The organism is Euzebya sp. (genome assembly GCF_964222135.1).
GTDB lineage: Bacteria > Actinomycetota > Nitriliruptoria > Euzebyales > Euzebyaceae > Euzebya.
In genome coordinates this window covers 14,508-38,701 of the sequence record NZ_CAXQBR010000097.1, presented here as the reverse complement: position 1 = coordinate 38,701, position 24,194 = coordinate 14,508, and the positions used below count along the sequence as shown (strand labels likewise).

Here is a 24,194-nt window from a genome sequence, read left to right as displayed (position 1 = left end):
TGCACGGCAGCGGTCCGAGGCGGTGGACGCCGAGACCAGCCGGCGCGATGCGCCCCCGTCGCCGACCTCGCCGGGCGGGCGGTCGACCGGGCGCGCCGTGCTCCACACGATCCGGGAGACCGTGCAGCTGGTCGTCGTGGCGCTGGTGCTCGCGTTCATCATCAAGACCGTCGCGCTGCAGGCCTTCTACATCCCGTCGGAGTCGATGCTGCAGACCCTCCAGGTCGGCGACCGCGTCCTGGTCGAGAAGGTCAGCTACTACTTCCGCGAACCGGAGCGCGGGGAGATCATCGTGTTCCGCCGGCCCGGGCTCGAGGAGGACGGGTTCAGCCTCGCCGCCACCGCGCGGTCCTTCCTCGAGGGCATCGGACTCAGCCAGCCCGACGAGGACCGCGACCTCATCAAGCGGATCATCGCCCTCCCCGGGGAGACGGTCGAGCTCCGCGACGGCGTCGTCCACGTCAACGGCCAGCCGCTCGAGGAGGGCTACACCGCCCCCGAGACCCGGGACTTCCCGCCGACCACGGTGCCCGAGGGCCACTACTACGTGCTGGGCGACAACCGCACGAACTCCCTCGACAGCCGGTTCACGCTGGGCACGATCCCCGAGGAGAACATCATCGGGCGGGCGTTCGCGATCATCTGGCCCGTCGGCGACGCGACGCTCAGCATGGACGCGGACTACCCGGGGGTCGGCGAGGACCCCCTGCCCGCGGGGGGCTGACGTGCCGACCGGGCTCGGTTGACGGTGCTGGGGGGCCCACGTACCCTCGTCGTTCGCGCCGCTCCCCGGCGCTCCCTCTACTTGTCCGCGGACCGTCGGCGTTTGGTCGACGAGCTTTGCATGGAGCGTGAGCACGATGAACCCCACCGATCTCGTCGACGTCGAAACCGTCCGCGACGACGTCCCCGACTTCGGTCCCGGCGACACGCTGCGGGTCCACGTGCGCGTGACCGAGGGTGAGCGCACCCGCATCCAGGTGTTCGAGGGCGACGTCCTCGGCCGCCGGGGGAGCGGTCCGCGGGAGACGTTCACCATCCGCAAGATCAGCTTCAACGGCATCGGCGTGGAGCGCATCTTCCCGCTGCACGCCCCGGTGATCGACCACATCGAGGTCATCCGCCACGGCAAGGTGCGCCGAGCGAAGCTCTACTACCTGCGCGACCGCGTCGGCAAGAAGGCCAAGATCAAGGAGAAGCGCACGAACTGAGGGGCCAGTAGCCTCTCCGTACGTGGCGGAGCTGCAGACCGATCCTGACCCCGGGGCCGGTGACACCGAGGACCGGGTCGCCGAGGATCCCATCGCGGCACCGCGTCGCCGCCGGTCGGTCTGGGGGGAGCTGCCGGCGCTCATCGTCGTCGCGCTGGTCCTCGCGGTGCTGCTGAAGACCTTCGTCGTCCAGGCCTTCTACATCCCGTCCTCGTCGATGGAGCCGACCCTCCAGGTCGGTGACCGCGTCCTCGTGACCAAGACGGCGTACTGGTTCCGCGAACCGCGCCGCGGCGAGGTCGTGGTCTTCGCCGAGTCCGAGGAGGGTGGCGGCGACGGCAACTTCGTCTCCGAGGCCTTCGCGTCCCTCGCGAACGGCATCGGCGTGACCGCCGGCGACGAGCGGGACTTCATCAAGCGGATCATCGGGCTGCCCGGGGACACCGTCGAGCTCCGCGACGGGATCGTCCTCATCAACGGCGAGCCGCTGCCGGAGTCGTCGGCCGAGGACGGCGGCTACCTCTCCCGGCCGGACCTGAACGACTTCGGACCGGTCACCGTCGAGGAGGACCACTACTTCATGCTGGGCGACAACCGGCCGAACTCGGCGGACAGCCGCTTCGGACTGGGGCAGATCCACCGCGACCAGATCGTCGGGCGGGCGTTCGTCACGATCTGGCCCCTCGACCAGGTCGGCTCGCTGCCGATCGCGTCGTACTGACGTGGGGCGCGGCGACGGGGGTGGCAGGGCATGAGCCTCGAGGACCTCGAGCGGTACGAGAGCGAGATGGAGCTCTCGCTCTACCGCGAGTACCGCGACATCGTGCGGATGTTCACCTGGGTGGTGGAGACCGAGCGGCGCTTCTACCTGGCCAACGACGTGGAGGTGACGCCCGTCCCCGGGGCGGGCGGTGACACCTGGTTCGACGTCCGGCTGCGCGACGCCTGGGTGTGGGACATGTACCGACCCGCCAGGTTCGTGTCGGAGGTCCGCGTCATGACGTTCCGGGACGTCAACGTCGAGCGGATCGCCCACACCGACGGCGATGCCGCGGAGGACCTGCTCGCGTAGGCTCCGCAGCGCCATGGGATTCAACGCGACGCGCCGGTACCGCGACTCGAAGGTCAAGGACATCGCGATCCTCGTCGCCGCCATCGTGATCGTGGGGGCCCTGGTCGCCTGGGCCGCGGGGGTCTTCTAGCCACCCGCCGGTTGTCCACAGGTTCGGCGAGAACGGTCGACCTGGGGGAGGGGTGGGTCCCTACCGTCGATCGGCATGCACCGACGACAGCGCCTCGGCGCGACGGGTGAGGACCTCGCCGCCGCGCACCTGACCGCGGCCGGCCTGACCATCCGGCACCGGAACTGGCGGGTCTCCTCCGACGGCGTCCGCGGCGAGCTCGACCTGGTCGCCGTGGACGGGGAGACGCTCGTCGTCGGCGAGGTCCGCACCCGGTCGTCCCGGGTGGCGGGCACGCCGGCGGAGTCGGTCAGCTGGGACAAGCGCCGACGGTTGCGTCGGCTGGCCGCCGCCTACCTCCACGCCCACCCCCACCACGGCCCGGTCCGCGGCGACGTGGTCGGCATCGAGCTCCCACCCGACAGCGGATCCCCCCGGATCCGTCACCTGCGCGGTGTCTGGTGAGCGCGAGCGTGCGAGCGGTCGGCGGACAGGCCGGGGGGCACGCCCGGCGCGTCAGCGCGGGGGGTGGGCGGTGAGCGCGAGCGTCGGCATCGCCCGGACGGTGGCCCTGCAGGGGTTGGAGGCCCACGACGTCCGCGTCGAGGCCCACATCGGCCAGGGGCTGCCCGCCTTCACCCTGCTGGGCGTGTCCGGGTCGGCCGCAGGGCAGGCGACCTCGCGGGTGAAGGCGGCCCTGGCGGCCAGCGGGTTCGCGATCGGGCAGCGGAAGGTGCTGGTGAACCTCGCCCCAGCCGAGGTCGACAAGCGCGGTGCCCGCTTCGACCTCGCCATCGCCGTGGCGGTCCTGCGGGCGCTCGGCGAGCTGCCGCCCGGCGACGACGTGCTCATCGGGGAGCTCGCGCTCACCGGTGAGGTGCGCCCGGTCCCCGGCATCCTGCCGAGCCTCCTCGGCCGGAGCCACGTCGCGGTCGCGGCGCGCGACGGGGCGGAGGCGGCGCTCGCCGGGTGCGGCCCGATCTGGGCCGTCGACACGCTCATCGACTACGTCGACATCGTCGAGGGTCGCGCGACGGCGCCACCGGTCCGGGCAGACGCAGTCGCGGCGCCGCGCGACGTCCCCGATCTCGCCGACGTCGTCGGCCAGCCCGAGGCCCGCCGCGCCCTCGAGGTCGCGGCGGTCGGCGGTCACCACCTGCTGCTGCTCGGCCCGCCCGGCGCCGGCAAGTCGATGCTGGCCCGACGGCTGCCGGGGCTGCTGCCGCCGCTGGATGACACCCAGGCGCTCACCGCGGCGTCGGTGGCCTCGTTGGTCGGCCGGTTCCACGCCGTCGCGGGCCTGGACCGCCGGCCCCCGTTCGCCGCGCCGCACCACTCCGCGTCGGCGGCGGCCCTGCTCGGGGGCGGCAGCGGCCTGGCCCGGCCCGGCGCGGTGTCCGAGGCGGCGCACGGCGTGCTGTTCCTCGACGAGCTCTTCGAGTGGAGCCGCCGCGTGCTCGACGGCCTCCGCCAGCCGATGGAGGACGGGGTCGTGCGCCTGGCCCGGGCGGCCGGCACCGTGACCTACCCGGCGGACTTCCTGCTGGTCGCGGCGAGCAACCCGTGCCCCTGCGGTCCGGCGCGCACGGGGTGCCGCTGCAGCGACCGCGACGTCCACCGCTACCGCGCTCGGCTGACCGGACCGCTGGCCGACCGCTTCGACCTCGCGCCGCTGATCGAGCCCGTGCCGGCGGCGGCCCTGGCCCGCCCGTCGGAGGAGGAGGCGACGTCCACCGTCGCCGCCCGCGTCGCCGCGGCGCGCGCTGCCGGCGCTCGTCGCGGCCCGTGGCTGAACGCCCGCGCCCCGATGGACGTGGTCAGACCGACTGCCGACCCGGCGGCGGTGGACGTGCTGGTCCGAGCGGTCCGGCGCGGACGCCTCAGCGCTCGCGGCTTCGACCGGGCCATGCGCGTCGCCCGGTCCTGCGCCGACCTCGCCGGGCACGAGCGGATCAGCGGCGCCGACGCCCACGAGGCGGTGGCGCACCGCGCGCGGCTGGACGCGGTCTGGGAGCAGGCCGCATGACGCCGGCTGAGCGAACCGCGACCGTGGCGGCCCTGCTCGCCGAGGGCCTGGACCTTCGCGACGTGGGCGCCGTCCGACGGCGGCTGGGCATGGACGCCACCCCCGAGGCCGTCGTCGCCGAGCTCGCCCGCCGCCGGCGCCTGGCCCTGCCGCTGACCCGCCCCCGCGACGGCGACCCGCGGCTCATCACCTGTGGTGACGGCATGCCCGACCGTCTCGCCGCCACCTGGTCCCAGGGCGGGCCGCTGTGGCTCTGGGTCCGGGGTGCGCTCGACGACGGACCGGCGGTGGCGGTCGTCGGGACGCGGACGCCCAGCCTCGACGGGGTCCGGATCGCCGAGGCGCTGGGGGAGGGGTGGGCCGCCGCCGGCGTCGGGGTGGTCTCCGGGCTCGCGCGCGGCATCGACCAGGCGGCGCACCGCGGTGCGCTGCGGGTGGGCCGCACCGTCGCGGTGCTCGGCACGGGGCACGACGTCGACTACCCGCGGGACACCGACGAGCTGCGCGCCGAGATCGCCCGCCGGGGCGCGGTGGCCAGCGAGTACCCGCCGGGCCACGGGATCCGCCACCGGTCGCAGTTCCTGGCCCGCAACCGGATCCTCGCCGGGCTGGCCGATGCCGTCGTCGTGGTGGAGGCGGGTGCGCGCAGCGGGGCCCTCAACACCGCCGGGCTCGCCGGCGACCTGGGCCGTGACGTCATGGCGGTGCCCTCGAGCCCCTCCAACCGCGCCGCCGCGGGGACCCTCGCGCTGCTGGTCGACGGCGCGATCCCCGTCCGCGACGCGGACGACGTCCTGGCGGCGGTGGGCCTGGACGACAGGACCACGGCTACCCAGACGCGCAGTGCCGCGGTGGACGTGCCGGATGCGCTGCCCCCGGACGCCCGTGCCGTCCTCGAGCTCGTCAGCACCGTCCCCGCCACCCCGTCAGCGCTCGCGCAGGCGGTCGACCTCGAGCCGCGGCAGGTCCTCGTCGCGCTGTCCGTCCTCGAGGACGCCGGTCTCGTCACCCAACGCCACAGCGGCGTCGTCCGCCGCTGACCGGCGCCTGGCCCGAGCGGGCGCGGCACCGAGGTTCGGCGCGATCGGGGCCTTCCTCGGCTGACGCCGAGGTTCGGCGCGATCTGAGTGTGCCGGCGGACGGGGCGACTCCGCTTGGCGGCCGCACGCAGGGGGTCGACGGTCTGCGGCACCCGGCGACGTACGGTGAACCCCGCGCCGCCACTCCGGCGCCCCAGGACGTACCCCGATCAGGAGCACCGGTGCCCGCCGACCCCGCCGACCCCGCCGAGGCCGCGTGGGATCGGGCCGTGACCGCGTTCGTCCGACACCTCGCCGACGAGCGGGGCCTCAGCCCGAACACCGTCGCCGCCTACCGCCGTGACGTCGGCGAGCTGGCGACGTGGAGCGCGGACTTCGCGATCGAGCCGGACGAGGTGACGCTCCAGGTCCTCCGCCGCTTCATCGGCCAGCGCCGCCGAGACGGTCTGGCGCGCTCGTCGATCGGGCGCAAGCGCGCGGCTCTGCGGACCTTCTTCGCCTGGGCGCGACGGCGTGGCCTGGTGACCACCGACCCGGCGGCGCTGCTCGACGCGCCGCGCAGCGACCGGCGGCTGCCGAAGGTGCTCCGGACCGACCAGGTCGCCGCGCTGATCGGGCACGCCGCGGGGGAGGGGCCGATCGCCCAGCGGGACGCCGCGATCCTCGAGCTGCTGTACGCGAGCGGGGCGCGCGTCAGCGAGCTGGTCACGCTCGACCTCGACGCCATCGACGTGCCGCGACGCACCCTCCGCCTGCACGGCAAGGGGGACAAGCAGCGGCTCGTGCCGCTGGGCCTGCCGGCGATCGCCGTCCTCACCCGCTGGCTCGACGACGGGCGTCCCGAGGTCCTGTCGACGGCCCAGACCGCCGGCCACGCCACCTGCGACGAGGCGGTCCTGCTGTCACGTCGCGGCGGGCGGATCGACCGCACCGAGGTGTACCGGATGGTCCGCGCACGCGGGCTCGCGGCCGGGGTGGGCCACGTCACCCCGCACGTGCTGCGCCACAGCTACGCGACGCACCTGCTCGAGGGCGGCGCGGATCTCCGCAGCGTCCAGGAGCTCCTCGGGCACGCGGCGCTCGCGACGACCCAGACCTACACCCACGTGTCCCGCGAGCACCTCCGCGAGGTATACGTCCAGGCCCACCCCCGAGCGTGACCGGTCCGGCTGCGGGACGGGACGGCCGCCGAGCCCTAGACTGGCGGCCACGTGTCTTCCAGAGCAGCGTCACCTCCCTCAGCGGGGTCAGGGATGGATCCCGGCGTCCGTGAGCTCTGGGAGCGCTTCAAGGCCGACGGCGACCCCGAGGCGCGCGAGCGGCTGATCCTCCAGTACTCCCCGCTGGTGAAGTACGTCGCGGGACGCGTCAGCGTCGGGCTCCCGAGCTCGGTGGAGCACGGCGACCTCGTGTCCTACGGCATGTTCGGGCTGATCGACGCGCTCGAGAAGTTCGACCTGTCCAAGGGCTTCAAGTTCGAGACGTACGCCATCACCCGGATCAAGGGCGCGATCATCGACGAGCTGCGCTCGATCGACTGGATCCCCCGCAGCGTCCGCACCAAGGCCAAGCGGGTCGAGAAGGCGCTGGCCGAGCTGGAGCGCCGGCTCGACCGCACCCCGACGGAGGAGGAGCTGGCCGACGAGCTCGGCATGGACGTCGAGGAGCTCCGTCAGGTCCTGACCCAGGTGTCCCTCACCTCGATCGCCGCGCTGGACGAGACGATGCCGGGCGAGGACGGCGACCGCCAGGCCCTGGTCGACACCCTCGCGGACAGCGAGGCGGCGGACCCGCAGGAGGCGCTGGTCGACGCCGAGATCCGCAGCATGCTGGCCGACACGATCAACCGCATGTCGGACCGCGAGAAGACCGTCATCGTCCTCTACTACTTCGAGGGCATGACCCTCGCCCAGATCGGCGAGGTCCTCGGCGTCACCGAATCCCGCGTCTGCCAGATGCACACCAAGGCGGTCCTCGGCCTGCGCACGCGGATGACCGCTCGCACCCGGTAGGGCCCGCGAGGGAGCTCGCCGGCCCGCCGTCGTCGAGCACCGGCCGGGTTGGCGCACCGTCCGCCTGCACGTCTCCCGGTGCACCCGCCCCCTCCACCTGCACGTAATCGGGTGGCCCGCGCCTCCGCCTGCACGTTCTCGCGTGCGCCCGCGCCTCCACCTGCACGTCGTCGGGGACCCTCCGGGACGACGTGCAGTTATCCGCGACGCTGCGCCGGACGACGGGCAGTTGACCGTGACGCAGCGCCGGATGACGGGCAGTCGGCCGCGGCACCGCGCCGGCTGGCGTACGGCCACCTGACCCGCCGCCACCTGTCATCCACAGACCCCGCAAGATCGGCCCGCGCGGCCCCGGACGGACTCCCTACCGTCCCGTCCATGCATCGACGACTGCTGCCAGCGCCACCACCAGCGCCACTGCGAGAGCGCCTCGTGGCCCTGGCCGCCGTCCTCTGCGCGATCGCGCTCGTCGCCGGCCCGGCCCAGGCCAGACCCGTCCCGACCGCCGCCCCACCGACCACGTCGCTGCACGACGACTCGCGCCCGGACGCCGCCCAGACCCCGACGGCCGGTCCCGTCCGGCCGGTGCCCGGTGCGGTCGTCCGGCCCTTCGACCCGCCCGACCACCCCTACGGCCCGGGTCACCGGGGTGTCGACCTGGCCGCCGCCCCCGGCGACGCGGTCCGCGCCGTCCTGGCAGGCGACGTCACCTTCGCGGGCGACGTCGCCGGCGTTGGTTGGGTGACCGTCGACCACGGCGGTGGGCGGTCCACCACCTACGGCCCGGTCACGGCGACCGCCACCGCCGGCCAGCACGTGGTCGCCGGCGCCCGGGTGGCCGCGCTGTCCGACGGCGCCACCCACCTCGACTGGGGCGCTCGCCTGCACGGCGCCTACATCGACCCGCTGGACCTGCTGGTCCGCTGGTCGGCTCGCCTCACCCGGCTCCCGGCCGACGTCGGCCGCTGACCCGACGACCGCAGGGCTTGGGTGTGGACTCTTGTCCTCCTCCCAGAAAGACCGCCGCGCGTCGACCCACGGCCGACCCGTCGGTGGCAGCCCCCGACGGGGTGCATGTACCCTTCGGTGCCCGCCCGGCGACCACCGCGTCTCCGGGCGCGACGGCTGCTCGCGACCGCCACGTGCGGGACGGCGGCCACACATCACACAGCGTGCGGACGGGCCAGCGGTCCACCACATCGGTGGAGGCCCACCCGACCACACGACGACCGGCGCCGCGCGCGCCACGTCGTCCACGGGGTCAGGCACGTGCGCGAGGACCAACCGCGAACCCACAGAGGAGAACCCACCATGAGCGTCGTCACCGTGCGACAGCTGCTGGAGGCCGGCGTCCACTTCGGCCACCAGACCCGCCGCTGGAACCCCAAGATGAAGCGCTACATCTTCGGTGAGCGCAACGGCATCTACATCCTGGACCTCCAGCAGACCGTGGGTCTGCTCGAGCGCGCCTACCGGTTCGTCGAGGACACCGTCGCCGGCGGCGGCACCGTCCTCTTCGTCGGCACCAAGAAGCAGGCGCAGGAGGCCATCGAGCAGCAGGCGCTGCGCGTCGGCATGCCGTACGTCAACTTCCGCTGGCTCGGCGGGATGCTGACGAACTTCGAGACGATCAAGACCCGCCTCACCCGCCTGCGCGAGCTCGAGGACATGGTCAACGACGGCACGATCGAGCTCCTCACCAAGAAGGAGGGGCTGCTGCTCACCCGCGAGCTCGACAAGCTGCAGCGCAACCTCGGCGGGATCCGCTCGATGACGAAGCTGCCGTCGGCCATCTGGGTCGTCGACACCGTCAAGGAGCACATCGCCGTCGCCGAGGCCAACCGGCTCGGCATCCCCGTCGTCGCCGTGGTCGACACCAACTGCGACCCCGACGTCGTGGACTACGTGATCCCCGGCAACGACGACGCGATCCGCTCGGGCGCCCTCCTGACCCACCTGATGGCCGACGCCTGCGCCGCCGGGTACGCCCGCCGTGCCGCGCGCACCTCCGACGACGTCGTCGCCGAGCAGGCCGCCGCCGCGGCCTCGTCCACCCCGGACCAGCCCGAGGCCCCGACCCAGCCCGCCGCCGAGCCGCTGGCCGAGTGGGAGATCGCCCTGCAGCAGGAGGAGGCCGCCTCGGCCGCCGCCGCCGCGGGTGCCGCCGCAGCCGAGACCGCCGGTGCGGTCGAGACCCCCGAGGCCGAGCAGGCCGCCCAGCCCGCTGACGCCCAGCCGGAGCAGGCCGACCAGCCCGAGCAGGCCGCCCAGACCGAGCCGGACGCCCAGCCCGAGGGCGAGGCGTCGGACGACGCCGGCGCGAGCGCCTGACCCCTGACCACACCGCCACCCCGCACCGCCGGGCGGGGACGTCTCCACGCCCGGCCACAGGAGAACACCGATGAGTGACGTAACGATCACCGCCGCGGAGGTCAAGCAGCTCCGCGAGGCCACCGGCGCCGGCATGATGGAGTGCAAGAAGGCCCTCCAGGAGGCCGGCGGCGACTTCGAGAAGGCCGCTGACATCGTCCGCGCCAAGACCGGTCGCAAGGCCCAGGAGCGCGCCGGGGAGCGGACCGCCGCCGAGGGCTTGGTCCACGCGTACCTGCACACCCCCACGCCGGGCATGCCCGCCAAGGTCGGCGTGATGGTGCAGCTGCACTGCGAGACCGACTTCGTGGCCAAGGAGGACAGCTTCAAGCAGCTGGCCCAGGACATCGCCCTGCACATCGCGGCCTCCAAGCCGGTCGCGGTCTCCGAGGACGACGTCGACCCCGCCCTGATCGAGAAGGAGCGGGCCTTCGCCGCCCAGCAGGCCCGCGAGGAGGGCAAGCCGGACAACATCGTCGACAAGATCGTCGAGGGTCGGGTCAAGTCCATGCTGAAGGAGCAGGTGCTGCTCAACCAGCCGTTCGTCAAGAACCCCGACCAGACCATCGCCGACCTGATCACCGAGGCCAGCGCCCGGACGGGTGAGAAGATCGAGGTCGGCCGGTTCACCCGGTTCCAGATCGGCTAGCGACCCCGGACGTCCAGACCACGCCCGCCCCGACGGGGCGGGCGTCGTCGTGCCAGCCCCGAGCTACCAGCCCCGCCCCGGCCAGCCCCGCCCCGGCCAGCCCGCCCCGCCAGCCAGCCCCGTCGTGTCGACCCCGTCGACGTCTGCGTAGGATCACCACGCGCCCACCACCGAAGGTCACCGCCGATGTCTGCCTACTCCCGCGTCCTGCTGAAGCTGTCCGGCGAGACGTTCGCCGACGAGTCCGCGTCGATCTCCCCGACGATCGTGGGGGACCTGGCCGACCAGCTCGTCGAGGTCAGCGAGATGGGGGTGCAGATCGGGGTCGTGGTGGGCGGCGGCAACATCCTCCGCGGCGCCTCGATGTCGGCGACGGGGATGGACCGGTCCTCAGCGGACCACATGGGGATGCTCGCGACGGTCATCAACGCCCTCGCGCTGCAGGACGCCTGTGAGAAGCGGGGCACCCCGACGCGGGTGCAGTCCGCCGTGGCGATGCAGGAGCTCGCCGAGCCCTACATCCGCCGCCGGGCGATCCGCCACCTCGAGAAGGGCCGGATCGTCATCTTCGGCGCCGGCCTCGGCGCGCCCTACTTCTCGACGGACACCGCCGCCGCCCAGCGGGCCCTCGAGATCGGCGCCGAGGCGATCTTCAAGGGCACCAAGGTCGACGGCGTGTACGACGCCGACCCGGCGCTCAACCCCGACGCCAAGCGCTACGAGCGCCTCGACTACATCACCGTGCTGCAGGACGGCCTGAAGGTGATGGACGCGACCGCCATCAGCCTGTGCATGGACAACGGGCTCCCGATCGTCGTCTTCGACATGCTCACCAAGGGGAACATCCGCCGGGCCGTCTCCGGCGAACCGATCGGCACGATCGTCAGCTGACCGGCGGCCCGTGGAGGGGCTGACGTGACGGCGACCCGACCGAACGGGCAGGATGGGTGGCCCTCCGGGGACGCCGGGGGACCCGATCGACCAGCAGAGCAGAGGATGACGCCGCCGTGATGGACGAGATCCTGGACGACGCCGAGCAGCGCATGGACGGCGCCGTCACCCACACCCGCGAGGAGTTCGCGAAGATCCGCACGGGTCGGGCCAACCCGACCCTGCTGACCGACCTGCCCGTGCAGTACTACGGCTCGACGACCCCCCTCCAGCAGATCGCGGGCGTCACCGCCCCCGAGCCGCGGATGCTGCTCATCAACCCCTACGACCGCAACGCGATGTCCGACATCGAGAAGGCGATCATCGGGAGCGACCTCGGCCTCAACCCGTCGAACGACGGCACGGTCATCCGGGTCGTGCTGCCCGAGCTGACCGAGGAGCGCCGCAAGCAGTTCGTCAAGGTCGCCCGGGAGCGGGCGGAGGAGGGGCGGATCGCGATCCGCAACTCCCGCCGGTCGGCGAAGAGCGACCTCGAGGACCTCGAGAAGGAGGGTGAGATCTCCGAGGACGAGCTGCGCCGGGCCGAGGACGACCTCCAGAAGCGCACCGACGCGGCGATCAAGCGCATCGACGAGCTCCTCGAGGCGAAGGAGGCCGACCTGCTGGAGGTCTGAGGACCACCGGCGGACGCCATGGCTGCGACCGACCCCACCGGCGACGTCCCGGCGGCCGCGACGCCCCGGGGAGGGCGCAACCTCCCCGTCGCGATCGGCGTCGGGCTGGCCCTCGCGACCGCGTTCATCGGGTCGCTGCTGATCCACCCCCTCGTCTTCCTCACGTTCGTGGCCGTCAACCTGGTGGTGGCGCTGTACGAGCTCGACGAGGCGTTCGCCACCGCGCGCGCCGGAGCCCGGCCGCCGACGGCCGTGGCCGCGGCGGCCCTGCCGGTGATGCTGTTCGGCAGCTGGGCGTGGGGCGGCGACGCGATCGTGGCGGGGCTGTTCGGCGGCATGATCGCCGGGTTCGGTGCGGTGATGATCACCCACCAGCGCGGCCAGGCCGTCGACCGGATCGGCGGGCTGGCCGTCCAGCTGCTGTGGGTCAACGGCTTCGCGAGCTCCCTCGGGCTGCTGCTCGCCCGCGACGAGGGCTACTGGTACGTCCTCGCCGGGGCCGGCCTCGCGATCACCAACGACATCGGCGCGTACGCCTTCGGGCGCAACTTCGGCCGCACCCGCATGGCGCCGGGCATCAGCCCGGCCAAGAGCTGGGAGGGGTTCGCCGGCGCCCTCGCCACGACCGTCGTGATGGCGCTGGTCGTCACCGCCCAGCTGGTCCCCGGCGTCACGCCGGTGAGCGCCGTGGTGCTCGCGCTCGCCGTCGCCGTCGCCGCCACCCTGGGCGACCTGGCCGAATCCATGGTCAAGCGGGATCTGGGCGTGAAGGACCTGGGCACCATCTTCCCGGGCCACGGCGGCGTCATGGACCGCGTCGACGGCCTGCTGTTCGCGCTGCCGACCACCCACCTCGTCCTCCAGGCCTTCGGGATCTGATCACATGACCGCTGCCGACCCCTACACCGCGGGCGGGCTCGACGCCCTCCTCGGCGACCAGCCGCGGTACCGCCGCGACCAGGTCGCCGCCTGGCTCGCCAAGGGCGTCGACGACCCCCAGGCGATGACGAACCTGCCGACGGCGTTGCGGGAGCGGCTCGGCGCGGCGATGGACGACCCGCCGCGCATCCTGCAGGTCTCTGAGGCCGATGGCGGCCTGACCCGCAAGGTCCTCCTGTCCTGCGGCTCGGGGGATCGGGCCGAGGCCGTCGAGAGCGTCCTCATGCTGTACCCGCCGTCCTCCGAGCGCCTCGCCGGGGCCGACTCCACCCCGCCCAGCGGGCGGGCGACGGTGTGCATCTCGACCCAGGCGGGCTGTGCGATGGGCTGCCCGTTCTGCGCCACCGGGCAGATCGGCTTCCGGCGCCAGCTCACCGTCGGGGAGACAGTCCGGCAGGTCACGGTGATGCAGCGCCTGCTGGCCGGCGAGCTCGGCGCCGACGGCGGGACGCCGCTGCCGGACGGCGCGCCCGACCACGTCACCAACGTCGTGTTCATGGGCATGGGGGAGCCGCTCGCCAACCTCGACGTGACCCTCGAGGCGGTCCGGTGGCTGCACGGGCCCTTCGGGCTGTCGGCCCGGTCGATCACCGTCTCCACCGTCGGGCTGGTGCCCGGCATCCGCCGCCTCCAGGCCCTGGACCTGCCGATCACCCTGGCGGTCAGCCTGCACGCCCCCGACGACGACCTCCGCGACGACCTGGTCCCGATCAACCGGACCCACCCCCTCGCCGAGCTCCTCGCGGCTACGCGGGACTACCTCGAGGCGACCGGACGCCGCGTCACCTTCGAGTACGTGATGATCGACGGCGTCAACACCTCCACCGCGCAGGCGGCGACGCTGCGGGACCTGCTGACCCGGCACATGCCCGCCGGGGCGTCCCACGTCAACCTGATCCCGATGAACCCGACGCCGGCGGTGCCGTGGCACGCCCCGCCGATCGCCGCGCAGCAGGCCTTCGCCGACGTGCTCGGCACGGCGGGGATCTCCACCACCATCCGGGCCAACCGGGGCGACGAGATCGACGCGGCCTGCGGCCAGCTCTACGCCAACTACACCGCAGCCAGCGGCCGCACGCTGCCCGTGGCGGTGGGCGCCGCCGAGCGGATCAGCGGCCGCACCTCGTGAGGACCGTCGCGGTCGTCGGGTCGACCGGATCGATCGGCACCCAGACCCTCGACGTCGTCGCCCGGCACCCCGACCGGTTCCGGGTGATCGCGCTCGCCTGCGGGCGCAGCGAGGAGGTCATCGCCCAGGCCCGCGCCACCGGCGCGGCGCTGGTCGGCGTCGCCGACGCCGACGCGGCGCGGGTGGTGCGGGAGGCGCTCCCGGACGTGGAGGTCGTCGACGGCGAGGGGGCGGCCACCGCCGTGGCGGGCTGCGGCGCCGACATCGTCGTCAACGGCGTGGACGGCAGCCAGGGGCTCCGACCGACCCTCGCCGCCCTCGCCGCCGGCAGCCGGCTGGCGCTCGCGAACAAGGAGTCGCTGATCGTCGGCGGGGACCTGGTCCGCGCCACCGCGGCCGACCGCGACCAGATCGTCCCGGTCGACTCCGAGCACTCCGCGCTCGCCCAGTGCCTCCGCGGCGGCCGCGCCGAGGAGGTCGCCCGCCTGGTGATCACCGCCTCAGGCGGCCCCTTCCGCGGACGCACCCGCGCCGAGCTGGGCGCGGTCACCGTCGACGAGGCCCTCGACCACCCGACCTGGGACATGGGCCCGCTGATCACGATCAACTCGGCCAGCCTCGCGAACAAGGCGCTCGAGGTCATCGAGGCCCACCTGCTCTTCGAGGTCCCGTACGACCGGATCGAGGTGGTGGTCCACCCCCAGTCGATCGTCCACTCGATGGTGGAGTTCGTCGACGGGGCGACGATCGCGAAGCTCAGCCCGCCGGACATGCGCCTGCCGATCCAGCTGGCGCTGAGCTGGCCGGACCGCCTCGGCCACGCCCCGGCGCGCATGGACTGGACCACCGCGCAGTCCCTCACCTTCGAGCCCCTCGACCACGACACCTTCCCGATGGTCCGCCTGGCGGTCCAGGCCGGCCGGGCCGGCGGGACGGCGCCCGCGGCGTACAACGCGGCCAACGAGGAGGCCGTCGCCGCGTTCCTCGACCGGCGGCTGGGTTTCCTCGGCATCGCCGACGTCGTCGCGGCAACCTTGGGACGACATGAGGCACAGCCCGTCGAGAGCCTCGAGCAGGTCCTGGCCGCCGAGGCCGACGCCCGCCGGGACGCGCGCCGGCACATCGCCCGCGCCGGGTGAGCTCGCGCCCCGTGACCTGACCGCGGCCGCACCGCGAGGAGCCCCCCGTTGTTCGTAGTGCTGTTCATCGCCGTGATCGCCTTCGCGATCATGGTCCACGAGTTCGGCCACTTCATCACCGCGAAGGCCTTCGGGATGCGGGTGACGGAGTTCTTCGTCGGGTTCGGGCCGCGCATCTGGTCGACCCGCCGCGGCGAGACCGAGTACGGCGTGAAGGGCATCCCCGCAGGCGGCTACGTGAAGATCACCGGGATGACCCCGTACGAGGAGGTCGACCCGGCCCACGACGGCGCGCTGTTCTACCAGCAGGCCCCGTGGAAGCGGTTCATCGTGCTGGTCGCCGGGTCGGCCACCCACTTCGTCCTGGCGGTCCTCCTGCTGCTCGGCGCGTTCTGGTTCATCGGCGACCCCGTCGCGACGAACGTCATCGCGGCGGTCAGCGAGGACAGCCCCGCCGCGGCGGCCGAGCTCGCGGCGGGGGACCGGATCGTCGCGGTGGACGGCACCTCGACGGGATCCTTCGACGAGGTGTCCGCGCTGGTCCGCGAGGCCCCCGGCGAGGACGTGGTCCTGACCGTGGAGCGCGGCGGTGAGACCCTCGAGGTGCCGGCGACGCTCGCGTCGGCCCACCCCGACGACGGCGAGGAGATCGGCTTCCTCGGCGTCGCGCCCGAGGCGGAGAACCGGGGGCTCGGCTTCACCGGGGCCGTGGACGAGACCTTCACCGGCAACCGGTCGATCTGGCGGGTCACCGGCCAGACCGTGTCGGGTCTGACCCAGGTGTTCAGCCCCACCGGGCTCGCCGACTTCTTCGCGTCGGTCGACGACGACGGCCCGCGGGACGAGAACTCCATCACCAGCCTGGTCGGCGCCGCGCAGATCACCAACGAGCTGGGCCAGCAGGGCGAGCTGCTCGTCGTCTTCGGCGTCCTCGCGCAGCTCAACATCGTGCTCGGCCTGCTGAACATGCTGCCGCTCCCACCCCTCGACGGCGGGCACGTCGCGATCATGCTCGTCGAGGAGACCGTGAACGGCGTCCGCCGGCTGCGGGCGCCGAAGGACGCGCCGCGCCGCCCGAGGTTCCACCTGAACCCGAACGTGGTCACCCCGATCGCGCTGCTGGTGCTCGCGTTCTTCATCGTGCTGAGCGGCACCGCGCTCTACCTCGACATCACCAGCCCGGCGTCGGAGATCATCCAGTAGCGGCCCCGCCCCCCGGCCAGCAGTCGCCGAGGGGCAGCAGCCGGGCGTGCTCGACGAAGGCCATCTGGCCGGCGGCCCAGGACAGGCGGTGGCCGAGGGACTCGCACCGCAGGACCTGCCGGCCGACGTCCTCGGCGTCGAGCCCGCGCTCGCGGGCCCCGGCGGCGACCGCCCGCCCGTGGTCCACCACGACGGCCAGCGCGCGGGTCAGCGGCCCCTCCCCGCCCTCGTCGCTGAACGCCGGGCCGGTCGTCACGACGTCGTCGGCGTCGATGTCGTAGGGCACGATCGTCGTCAGGACCGACGCGTCGGCGTCATCGTCGGACGACGCCTCCGCCCGGTGCACGACGATGACCCGCTGGCGGAGGTCCGCGCCGGGTCCGAGGACCGGTGGGATCGGGTCGTCGAGCGACCACGCCCGACCGGAGAGGGACATGGCGACGCGGTCCGCGCCCAACCCCGCCACCAGCGCCCCCACCTCGATGACCGCGTCCAGGTGGGCGCCGTGGTCGAAGGGGCGGAGGGTGGCGAGGACGAGGGGGTCGTCGCCGGAGAAGGCGACCAGGGACGGCCGCACGCCGGTGCCGGCCTCGAGGTCGGTGATGGCCAGGTCGATGAGCAGGCGGGTCTGTGACGCCCAGGTCGTGGCGGTGCTGTCGGGTTCGCGCATGGCCCGACCTTGACCGATCCGGTCCGCCCCGCGCGGACCGATGTCCGAGAGCTGTGGACAACCCGCTTGCGGGGTCGGCCGCCTGCGGGCCTGGGTACCGTGGGAGCACCATGGCGAAGTCCCTCCCCGTCCTGCCCACCACCCCGCAGCAGGCTGCCCACCACCAGCCGCCGGCACGCCGCGAGACGCGGCAGATCGACGTCGGCGGCGTGGCCGTCGGCGGTGGCGCGCCGGTCAGCGTGCAGTCGATGACGACGACGCAGACCCACGACGTCAACGCCACCCTCCAGCAGATCGCGGCGTTGAACGCCGCCGGCGTCGACATCGTCCGCGTCGCGGTCCCGCGGCAGGAGGACGCCGACGCCCTGGCCGCCATCGCGGCCAAGTCGACCGTGCCGGTCGTCAGCGACATCCACTTCCAGTGGAAGTACGCGATGGCCGCGATCGACGCGGGCGTCGCGAAGGTCCGCATCAACCCCGGGAACATCCACAAGGCCGGGGACACCTCGAAGGTGAAGGTGATCGGCGACGCGGCCAGGGAGCGCGGCATCCCGATCCGCATCGGCGTCAACGGCGGGTCGCTCGAGAAGCGGCTGCTCGTCAAGCACGGCGGCGTGACCCCCGAGGCGCTGGTCGAGTCCGCGATGGACGAGGTCGCGATCCTCCACGACGTCGGGTTCGGCGACATCGCGATCAGCGTCAAGCACTCCGATCCGTGGGTGATGATCCAGACGTACCGGCTGCTGGCCGACCAGACCGACCACCCCCTCCACCTCGGCGTCACCGAGGCCGGCCCCAAGGGCACCGGCACGCTAAAGTCCGCCGTCGGGATCGGCACCCTCCTGGCGGAGGGGATCGGGGACACCATCCGCGTGTCCCTCTCCGCCGACCCGGTCGAGGAGGTCAAGGCCGGCATCGGCATCCTCGAGTCCCTCCACCTGCGCGAGCGCGGGCTCGACGTCGTGTCCTGCCCCTCCTGCGGCCGGGCCGAGGTCGACGTCTACACCCTCGCCGAGAACGTGCAGAAGGGGCTCGAGGGCATCGACGTCCCGCTCCGCGTCGCGGTGATGGGGTGCGTCGTGAACGGGCCGGGCGAGGCGCGGGAGGCCGACCTCGGCGTCGCCGCCGGCAAGGGCAAGGGGCAGATCCTGAAGAAGGGCGAGGTGCTGTTCACCGTCGCCGAGGACGACATCGTCGAGACGCTCGTCCACTTCGCCACCGAGATGGCCGACGAGATCCGGGCCGAGCGCGGCGAGGGCGACCCCGCCGTCATCGCGTGACCGGCGAGGGGCTGCTCGCGGACCTCGCCACCGCCACCGAGATCGCCGCCGCGGCGGCCTCCGAGGCGCTCGCGTGGTTCCACCGCGACGTCGAGTGGGTCGAGAAGTCCTCGGCCACCGACCTGGTCAGCGACGCCGACCGAGCCGTCGAGCAGCTGATCGTCGGGCGGCTCCACGACGCGTTCGCCGCCGACGACGTGGTGGGGGAGGAGGGGACCGACGTCGACGGCACGGCCCGCGACGGCGCGCGGTGCTGGTACGTCGACCCGATCGACGGCACGACGAACTTCCTCAAGCGCCTGCCGCTCTGGGGCATCTCGATGGGGCTGGCCGACGCCGACGACACCCTCCTCGCCGGCGTGGTCGTCCTCCCCGTCACCGGTGAGGTGTTCACCGCCGCCCGCGGGCACGGGGCGTGGCGCAACGGCGTGCCGATCCGCTGCTCGGACGTCGACCGGCTGGACCGGACCCTCATCACCTACGCCCTCGCCGGGGATCGCGGCTCGTGGGGCCCGGCCATCGCCCAGGGTGCGCTGGCGCTGGCCGCGACGGCGCTCGGCACCCGCATGCAGGGCTGCAGCGTGGCCGACCTCACCTCGGTCGCCATGGGCCGCATCGACGCGACGATCGGCGGCGGCATGAGCAAGTGGGACGTCGCCGCCGGCCTGCTGATCGCCGCCGAGGCCGGGGTGCGGATCACCACCCCGGACGGGGCCCCGTCGACCGGTCCCGACGATGCGTTCGTGGCCAGCCCGCCGGCGGTCCACGACGCGATCCGCGCGGTGCTGGCCGACGCGGGGGCGCTGCCCGGCGGTTGACCCGCCCCCGACTGCCCACCTCTGGGCGACGTCCGGGGACCCTGCTACTGTGTCGGGTTGCTAGCCGCCCCGGCGGCTGGGTGGCTTGACAACTGACAGGCTGACAACCGACCGGGTGCGATGCGAAGTGGGCGATTGCCGCCCGCTTCTTCCATTTCAGGCACCGACACACCGGAAGGGAGCGAGATGGCCAGCCACCCTGGGGGCTTGGGCCCCCAGACCCCCGGACCCGCGCCCTCCGGGCCAGTGGTGTCCTCGGGCGCGGACCCGAGCGACACCGTCGACCACCTCGTGCGCCCGCTGGTGGAGGGGCGCGGACTCGACCTCGTCGATGTCGCGGTCAAGGGCGGCGGATCCCGCACGCGGGTCCGCGTCGTCGTCGACCGGAAGGGCGGGGTCGACCTGGCGACCTGCCAGGACCTGTCCCGCGAGCTCGGCCGCGCCCTCGACGACGAGGACCCGATCGCCGGCCGCTACACCCTCGAGGTGACGTCGCCGGGGACCGACTGGCCCCTCACCGACCAGCGGTCCTTCGACCGGGTCGAGGGGCGGGTCGTCAAGGCCATCCTGCGGACCGGGGAGGACACCACCCGCGAGGTGGTGGGCACCGTCACCGGTGCCGGTCCCACGTCCGCGGTCCTGACCGATGCCGACGGCGAGGACCACGACGTGGCCTACGACGTGATCCTGAAGGCGACCCAGGAGCTGCCCTGGTGACCGCAGGTGCCGCCCACGAGACGCTCTCCGAGGAGGGGACGAGAACACCATGAACGTCGAGATCGGTGCCCTGCAGGCGATCGCACGCGAGAAGAACCTCTCCTTCGAGACCGTCCTCGAGGCCATGGAGGGGGCGCTCGCCAACGCCTACAAGCGGAGCAACTCAGATGCCGAGGAGGCCCGGGTCGTCATCGACCGGGGCAACGGTGAGGTGACGGTGTTCGCCCAGCGCCTCGACGAGGACGGCAACGTCGTCGACGAGTGGGTCGACACGCCGGCGGACGCCGGTGGTCGGATGATCGCCCAGACCGTCAAGCAGGTCCTCACCCAGCGGCTGCGCGAGGCCGAGCGGGAGCTGACCTACGGCGAGTACTCCGGCAAGCAGGGCGACCTGGTCACCGGCACCATCCAGATCCACGACAACCGCGTCGTCGTGCTCGACCTCGGCAACGCCGAGGCGGTCCTGCCCGTCGCCGAGCAGGTCGCCACCGAGCGCTACGAGCACGGGGCGCGCATGCGCGCGATCGTCACCGAGGTCCGCAAGTCGATGAAGGGGCCCCAGATCATCGTCAGCCGGTCCCACCCGGACCTGGTCGCATCGCTGTTCCGCCTCGAGGTCCCCGAGATCGAGGCCGGCACCATCGAGATCCGCGGCGTCGCCCGCGAGGCCGGCTACCGGACCAAGATCGCCGTCGCGACCCACGACCCCGCCGTCGACCCGGTCGGCGCCTGCGTCGGGCCGAAGGGCACGCGGGTCCGCTCGATCGTCGAGGCGCTCAACCAGGAGAAGATCGACATCGTCACCTGGTCCGCCGAGCCGGCGCAGCTGGTGGCCAACGCCCTCAGCCCGGCGAAGGTGTCCGAGGTCTACCTCTACCCCGAGGACCAGACCGCCCTCGTCGTCGTGCCCGACTACCAGCTGTCCCTCGCCATCGGGCGGGAGGGCCAGAACGCGCGGCTCGCCGCCCGCCTGACCCGCTGGCGGATCGACATCAAGTCCGAGACGCAGTTCGCCGAGGAGCAGGCCGCGTTCCAGGCGGCCCTCGACCGCGGTGAGATCGACGAGTACGGCAACCCGATCGAGCCCGGCGCCGACACCGGGGAAGCGACGGCGCCGGTCGAGGAGTAAGGTTGGGACAGGGCTAGCGCGGTCGCGGCGACGGCTCATCGGGCCCCGTCCGACCCGGAGAACCCAGACAGCACCCATCCCACCCTCGGGAGGCGCCCCGCAGGGTGGGTTCGTGCGCTTCCCGGCCCACCAGACATCCCCCGCGCAGCTGGCGCGAACCCCATCACCCAGGAGTGGTCCCACTGAGCAAGGTCCGCATCTACGAACTCGCCAAGGAGACAGGGCTCTCCAACAAGGAGGTCCTCGACCGCCTCGGCGAGCTCGGCATCGAGGCGAAGTCCCACTCGTCCTCGCTGTCCCAGGGCGACGCCCTCCGCTTCCGCGAGAGCCTCGGGAAGGCCAAGGAAGAGGCGCAGCGCGCCGAGCTCGAGCGCGCCCGCCGGGAAGCCGAGGAGTACGAGCGCGCCATGAACGAGGCGAAGCCCAAGGAGCGGACCGCCAGCCGCATCCTGCCGCCCCACATGCGCAAGGCCCAGCAGGTCGAGGCACCAGCCCACCCGGCGCAGCCGGCTGCGCGCGTCATGCGTCCGCCGGTCCAGCCCTTCCGCCCCTCCGAGGGCGGCGGGGCGAGCGTCGGCGGGGACGACGGGGCCGCCGACGCGGCGCCCGCCCGCCCGGCCGCGCCGCCGGCCGCCGCCCCAGCCCGCCCGCAGGGTGCGCCGCCGCAGCGGCCGACCGGTCCGCCGGCGGCCCAGCCCGTCGCGCGCCAGCAGCCGGCGGACGCACCGGAGAGCACCCCGACGCCGCAGCAGCAGCCGGGCATCCCCCAGCCGCTCGACCCGCGCCAGGCCGCGGCACGGGCCCGCCAGGGCGTCGTGTACCGGCCAGGCGAGCGCCCGGCACCGCAGCAGCCCGCTGCCCGTGCCCCGCAGGACCAGCGCCAGGGCACCAGCTCGCGTGACGTCCGCGCCCCCCAGCAGCCGCCGCAGCAGGCCCCGGCCGACGGGCCGCGTCCCGGCGTGGCGACCAGCGGTCCGCCCCGGCCCGGCGAGTCGACCATCCCCGCGCGCATGCTCCGCGGCCAGCCGGTCGAGCCGAAGCGGCGCGTCGAGACCAACCTGCCGAAGGAGGGGTCGGGCAAGCGCTCGATCCCGCCACCGCTGAAGGCCGCCCCGAAGGACGGCCCCAGCCGACCCGGCGCCCCCGGACGTCCGCGTCCCGGCGGCGGTCCCGCCCGTCCCGGCGGCGGTCCGGGTCGTCCGGGCGGTGCGCCTGGTGCCGACCCCGGCCGCGGTCGCGGTCGCAAGGGCAAGAAGCGCCGCGGCGACCTGAGCCCCCAGGAGCAGTTCGAGCAGGAGAACCGCCCGCGTCGCGGCCGCAAGAAGAAGGAAGCGGTCAAGGCGAACGTGGAGGGTCCCGTCGACGTCGTCCCCGGCGTCACGGTCAACGAGTTCGCCAGGCTGATCGGCGTCAACGCCGTCGACATCGTCGCCGTGCTGTTCCGCATGGGCGAGATGGTCACCGTGACCCAGTCGATGTCGAACGACCTGATCGAGCTCGTCGCCGCCGAGATGGACGCCGACATCCACTTCATCGACGCCGAGGACCAGTTCTTCGGCGAGGAGGAGCAGGACGACCCCGCCGACCTCGTGGACCGCCCGCCGGTGGTCACGGTCATGGGTCACGTCGACCACGGCAAGACCCTGCTGCTCGACTCCATCCGCAACGCGGACGTGGTCAGCGGCGAGGCCGGCGGCATCACCCAGCACATCGGTGCCTACCAGGTCACCCGCGACGGCCGGAAGATCACCTTCATCGACACCCCGGGTCACGAGGCGTTCACCGCCATGCGCGCCCGCGGTGCGTCCGTGACGGACGTGGCGATCCTCGTGGTCGCCGCCGACGACGGCGTGAAGCCGCAGACGGTCGAGGCGATCGACCACATCAAGGCGGCCGAGGTGCCGCTGATCGTGGCGGTCAACAAGATCGACAAGGAGGGGGCGGACCCCGTCCGCGTCCGGACCCAGCTGACCGAGCACGACCTGATCGCCGAGGAGTTCGGCGGGCAGACGACGTTCGTCGACGTGTCGGCGATGACCGGTCAGAACCTGGACGAGCTCCTCGACCTCATCCTCCTGCAGGCCGACGTCGAGGAGACCAAGGCCAACCCGGACCGCGAGGCCCGCGGCACGGTCATCGAGGCCAACCTCGACCGCGGTCGCGGTGCCGTCGCCACCGTCCTGGTGCAGAACGGCACCCTCAACATCGGGGACAACCTCGTGGCCGGCGTGGCCAGCTGCAAGGTCCGCGCGATGTTCGACGACAACGGCGAGCGGGTCGAGCACGCCGAGCCGGCCAAGCCGGTGCAGGTGCTCGGCTGGTCCGACGTGCCAGACGCCGGCGACGAGTTCCGCGTCGTCGAGGACGAGCGGACCGCCCGCGACATCGCCGAGGACCGCGCCAGCCGCGCCCGGAAGGAGGAGCTGGCCAACCGCCCCCGCCTCACCCTGGAGAGCCTGGGCGACGCGGTGCAGGAGGGTCAGCTGACCCACCTGAACCTGGTCGTGAAGGGCGACGTGTCCGGCACCGTCGAGGCGGTCGCCGCCGAGATGGACAAGCTCGACGTCGAGGGCGTCCGGACCCGCATCATCCGCAAGGGCGTGGGTGCGGTCACCAACGACGACGTCAACCTGGCCGCGACGTCGGACGCGATCATCATCGCGTTCAACGTGCGGCCCGAGGCGAACGCCCGGGAGACGATCGACGAGACCGGCGTGGACCTGCGCCAGTACTCGATCATCTACAAGGCGATCGAGGACATCGAGGCCGCCGTCCGCGGCCTGCTGGCCCCGACCTTCGAGGAGGTCGTGGTCGGCCGCGCCGAGGTCCGCGAGATCTTCAAGGTCCCGCGCGCCGGCTTCGTCTTCGGCTCCTACGTCACCGACGGCACGATCCGCCGGAACGCCTCGGTCCGCGTCGTGCGCGACAGCGTCGTCGTGGCCGACGACACGATCGCGTCGCTCCGCCGCTTCAAGGACGACGTCACCGAGGTGTCGTCCGGCTACGAGTGCGGCATCGGCCTGGACAAGTTCCAGGACATCAAGGTCGGCGACGAGTTCGAGGTCTACACCGAGCGCGAGGTCGAGCGGACCTGACCATCGACACCACGACGGCCG

24 protein-coding genes are annotated in these 24,194 nt (G+C 73.3%); 23 read left to right on the top strand and 1 reads right to left on the bottom strand.

Features of this window, described 5'->3' with window-relative positions:
• Positions 1–22: 22 nt before the first annotated feature.
• The 18 genes from lepB (ACEQ2X_RS21480) (at position 23) to ACEQ2X_RS21395 (ending at position 16,464) form a co-directional block, all read left to right on the top strand.
• Positions 23–724 (top strand): signal peptidase I, encoded by a 702-nt coding sequence (lepB, locus tag ACEQ2X_RS21480; protein ID WP_370327928.1) that lies wholly within the window; start codon positions 23–25, stop codon positions 722–724.
• Positions 725–860: 136 nt separating this feature from the next.
• Positions 861–1,211: a 50S ribosomal protein L19 gene (gene rplS / locus ACEQ2X_RS21475; RefSeq protein WP_370327927.1), complete on the top strand. Its 351-nt coding sequence runs from the start codon at positions 861–863 to the stop codon at positions 1,209–1,211.
• A gap of 22 nt (positions 1,212–1,233) precedes the next feature.
• Positions 1,234–1,932 carry a signal peptidase I gene (gene lepB, locus ACEQ2X_RS21470; protein ID WP_370327926.1) on the top strand — a complete coding sequence of 233 codons (699 nt, stop codon included), beginning with the start codon at positions 1,234–1,236 and terminating at the stop codon, positions 1,930–1,932.
• Between the two features lie 30 nt (positions 1,933–1,962).
• Positions 1,963–2,283: a DUF2469 family protein gene (locus tag ACEQ2X_RS21465; RefSeq protein ID WP_370327925.1), complete on the top strand. Its 321-nt coding sequence runs from the start codon at positions 1,963–1,965 to the stop codon at positions 2,281–2,283.
• A 205-nt stretch (positions 2,284–2,488) separates the two neighbouring features.
• A complete protein-coding gene (locus ACEQ2X_RS21460) occupies positions 2,489–2,857 on the top strand; it encodes a YraN family protein (protein ID WP_370327924.1) in 369 nt (122 codons plus the stop codon).
• Positions 2,858–2,927: 70 nt separating this feature from the next.
• The gene (locus ACEQ2X_RS21455; protein ID WP_370327923.1) at positions 2,928–4,418 is read left to right on the top strand and encodes a YifB family Mg chelatase-like AAA ATPase; all 1,491 of its coding nucleotides are present in this window, start codon (positions 2,928–2,930) and stop codon (positions 4,416–4,418) included.
• The gene (locus ACEQ2X_RS21450; protein ID WP_370327922.1) at positions 4,415–5,458 is read left to right on the top strand and encodes a DNA-processing protein DprA; all 1,044 of its coding nucleotides are present in this window, start codon (positions 4,415–4,417) and stop codon (positions 5,456–5,458) included. Before ACEQ2X_RS21455 ends, ACEQ2X_RS21450 begins: the two co-directional genes overlap by 4 nt.
• 221 nt (positions 5,459–5,679) lie before the next feature.
• On the top strand, positions 5,680–6,618 hold the full coding sequence (locus tag ACEQ2X_RS21445) for a tyrosine recombinase XerC (RefSeq protein WP_370327921.1): 939 nt from the start codon (positions 5,680–5,682) through the stop codon (positions 6,616–6,618).
• Between the two features lie 93 nt (positions 6,619–6,711).
• The gene (gene whiG / locus ACEQ2X_RS21440) at positions 6,712–7,470 is read left to right on the top strand and encodes an RNA polymerase sigma factor WhiG (RefSeq protein ID WP_370327920.1); all 759 of its coding nucleotides are present in this window, start codon (positions 6,712–6,714) and stop codon (positions 7,468–7,470) included.
• 378 nt (positions 7,471–7,848) lie between these two features.
• Positions 7,849–8,439, top strand: coding sequence for a murein hydrolase activator EnvC (locus ACEQ2X_RS21435; RefSeq protein ID WP_370327919.1), 591 nt, complete (start codon positions 7,849–7,851; stop codon positions 8,437–8,439).
• 342 nt (positions 8,440–8,781) lie between these two features.
• On the top strand, positions 8,782–9,801 hold the full coding sequence (gene rpsB, locus ACEQ2X_RS21430) for a 30S ribosomal protein S2 (RefSeq protein ID WP_370327918.1): 1,020 nt from the start codon (positions 8,782–8,784) through the stop codon (positions 9,799–9,801).
• A gap of 70 nt (positions 9,802–9,871) precedes the next feature.
• Positions 9,872–10,489 (top strand): translation elongation factor Ts, encoded by a 618-nt coding sequence (locus tag ACEQ2X_RS21425; RefSeq protein ID WP_370327917.1) that lies wholly within the window; start codon positions 9,872–9,874, stop codon positions 10,487–10,489.
• Between the two features lie 186 nt (positions 10,490–10,675).
• Positions 10,676–11,380 (top strand): UMP kinase, encoded by a 705-nt coding sequence (gene pyrH / locus ACEQ2X_RS21420; protein ID WP_370327916.1) that lies wholly within the window; start codon positions 10,676–10,678, stop codon positions 11,378–11,380.
• 119 nt (positions 11,381–11,499) lie between these two features.
• The gene (gene frr, locus ACEQ2X_RS21415) at positions 11,500–12,054 is read left to right on the top strand and encodes a ribosome recycling factor (RefSeq protein ID WP_370327915.1); all 555 of its coding nucleotides are present in this window, start codon (positions 11,500–11,502) and stop codon (positions 12,052–12,054) included.
• 18 nt (positions 12,055–12,072) lie between these two features.
• Positions 12,073–12,933, top strand: a complete 861-nt coding sequence (locus ACEQ2X_RS21410) for a phosphatidate cytidylyltransferase (protein ID WP_370327914.1) — start codon at positions 12,073–12,075, stop codon at positions 12,931–12,933.
• Between the two features lie 4 nt (positions 12,934–12,937).
• The gene (gene rlmN / locus ACEQ2X_RS21405; RefSeq protein ID WP_370327913.1) at positions 12,938–14,122 is read left to right on the top strand and encodes a 23S rRNA (adenine(2503)-C(2))-methyltransferase RlmN; all 1,185 of its coding nucleotides are present in this window, start codon (positions 12,938–12,940) and stop codon (positions 14,120–14,122) included.
• The gene (gene dxr, locus ACEQ2X_RS21400) at positions 14,119–15,261 is read left to right on the top strand and encodes a 1-deoxy-D-xylulose-5-phosphate reductoisomerase (RefSeq protein ID WP_370327912.1); all 1,143 of its coding nucleotides are present in this window, start codon (positions 14,119–14,121) and stop codon (positions 15,259–15,261) included. The genes rlmN and dxr overlap by 4 nt, the downstream gene beginning before the upstream one ends.
• A 57-nt stretch (positions 15,262–15,318) precedes the next feature.
• Positions 15,319–16,464, top strand: a complete 1,146-nt coding sequence (locus ACEQ2X_RS21395) for an RIP metalloprotease (protein ID WP_370327944.1) — start codon at positions 15,319–15,321, stop codon at positions 16,462–16,464.
• Here ACEQ2X_RS21395 and ACEQ2X_RS21390 read toward each other — a convergent pair.
• Entirely contained in the window at positions 16,454–17,134 is a 681-nt protein-coding gene (locus ACEQ2X_RS21390) for a hypothetical protein (protein WP_370327911.1), read from the bottom strand. The genes ACEQ2X_RS21395 and ACEQ2X_RS21390 overlap by 11 nt on opposite strands.
• A gap of 110 nt (positions 17,135–17,244) precedes the next feature.
• On the opposite strand from ACEQ2X_RS21390, the gene ispG reads away from it, so the two are divergent.
• The 5 genes from ispG to infB all read left to right on the top strand — a co-directional run bounded on the left by ispG (position 17,245) and on the right by infB (position 24,173).
• Entirely contained in the window at positions 17,245–18,414 is a 1,170-nt protein-coding gene (gene ispG, locus ACEQ2X_RS21385) for a flavodoxin-dependent (E)-4-hydroxy-3-methylbut-2-enyl-diphosphate synthase (RefSeq protein ID WP_370327910.1), read from the top strand.
• Positions 18,411–19,232, top strand: a complete 822-nt coding sequence (locus ACEQ2X_RS21380) for an inositol monophosphatase (RefSeq protein WP_370327909.1) — start codon at positions 18,411–18,413, stop codon at positions 19,230–19,232. The genes ispG and ACEQ2X_RS21380 overlap by 4 nt, the downstream gene beginning before the upstream one ends.
• Before the next feature lie 207 nt (positions 19,233–19,439).
• A complete protein-coding gene (rimP, locus tag ACEQ2X_RS21375) occupies positions 19,440–19,949 on the top strand; it encodes a ribosome maturation factor RimP (RefSeq protein WP_370327908.1) in 510 nt (169 codons plus the stop codon).
• Between the two features lie 49 nt (positions 19,950–19,998).
• On the top strand, positions 19,999–21,078 hold the full coding sequence (nusA, locus tag ACEQ2X_RS21370; protein ID WP_370327907.1) for a transcription termination factor NusA: 1,080 nt from the start codon (positions 19,999–20,001) through the stop codon (positions 21,076–21,078).
• Between the two features lie 173 nt (positions 21,079–21,251).
• Positions 21,252–24,173 carry a translation initiation factor IF-2 gene (gene infB / locus ACEQ2X_RS21365; protein ID WP_370327906.1) on the top strand — a complete coding sequence of 974 codons (2,922 nt, stop codon included), beginning with the start codon at positions 21,252–21,254 and terminating at the stop codon, positions 24,171–24,173.
• The last annotated feature ends 21 nt before the right edge of the window (positions 24,174–24,194 follow it).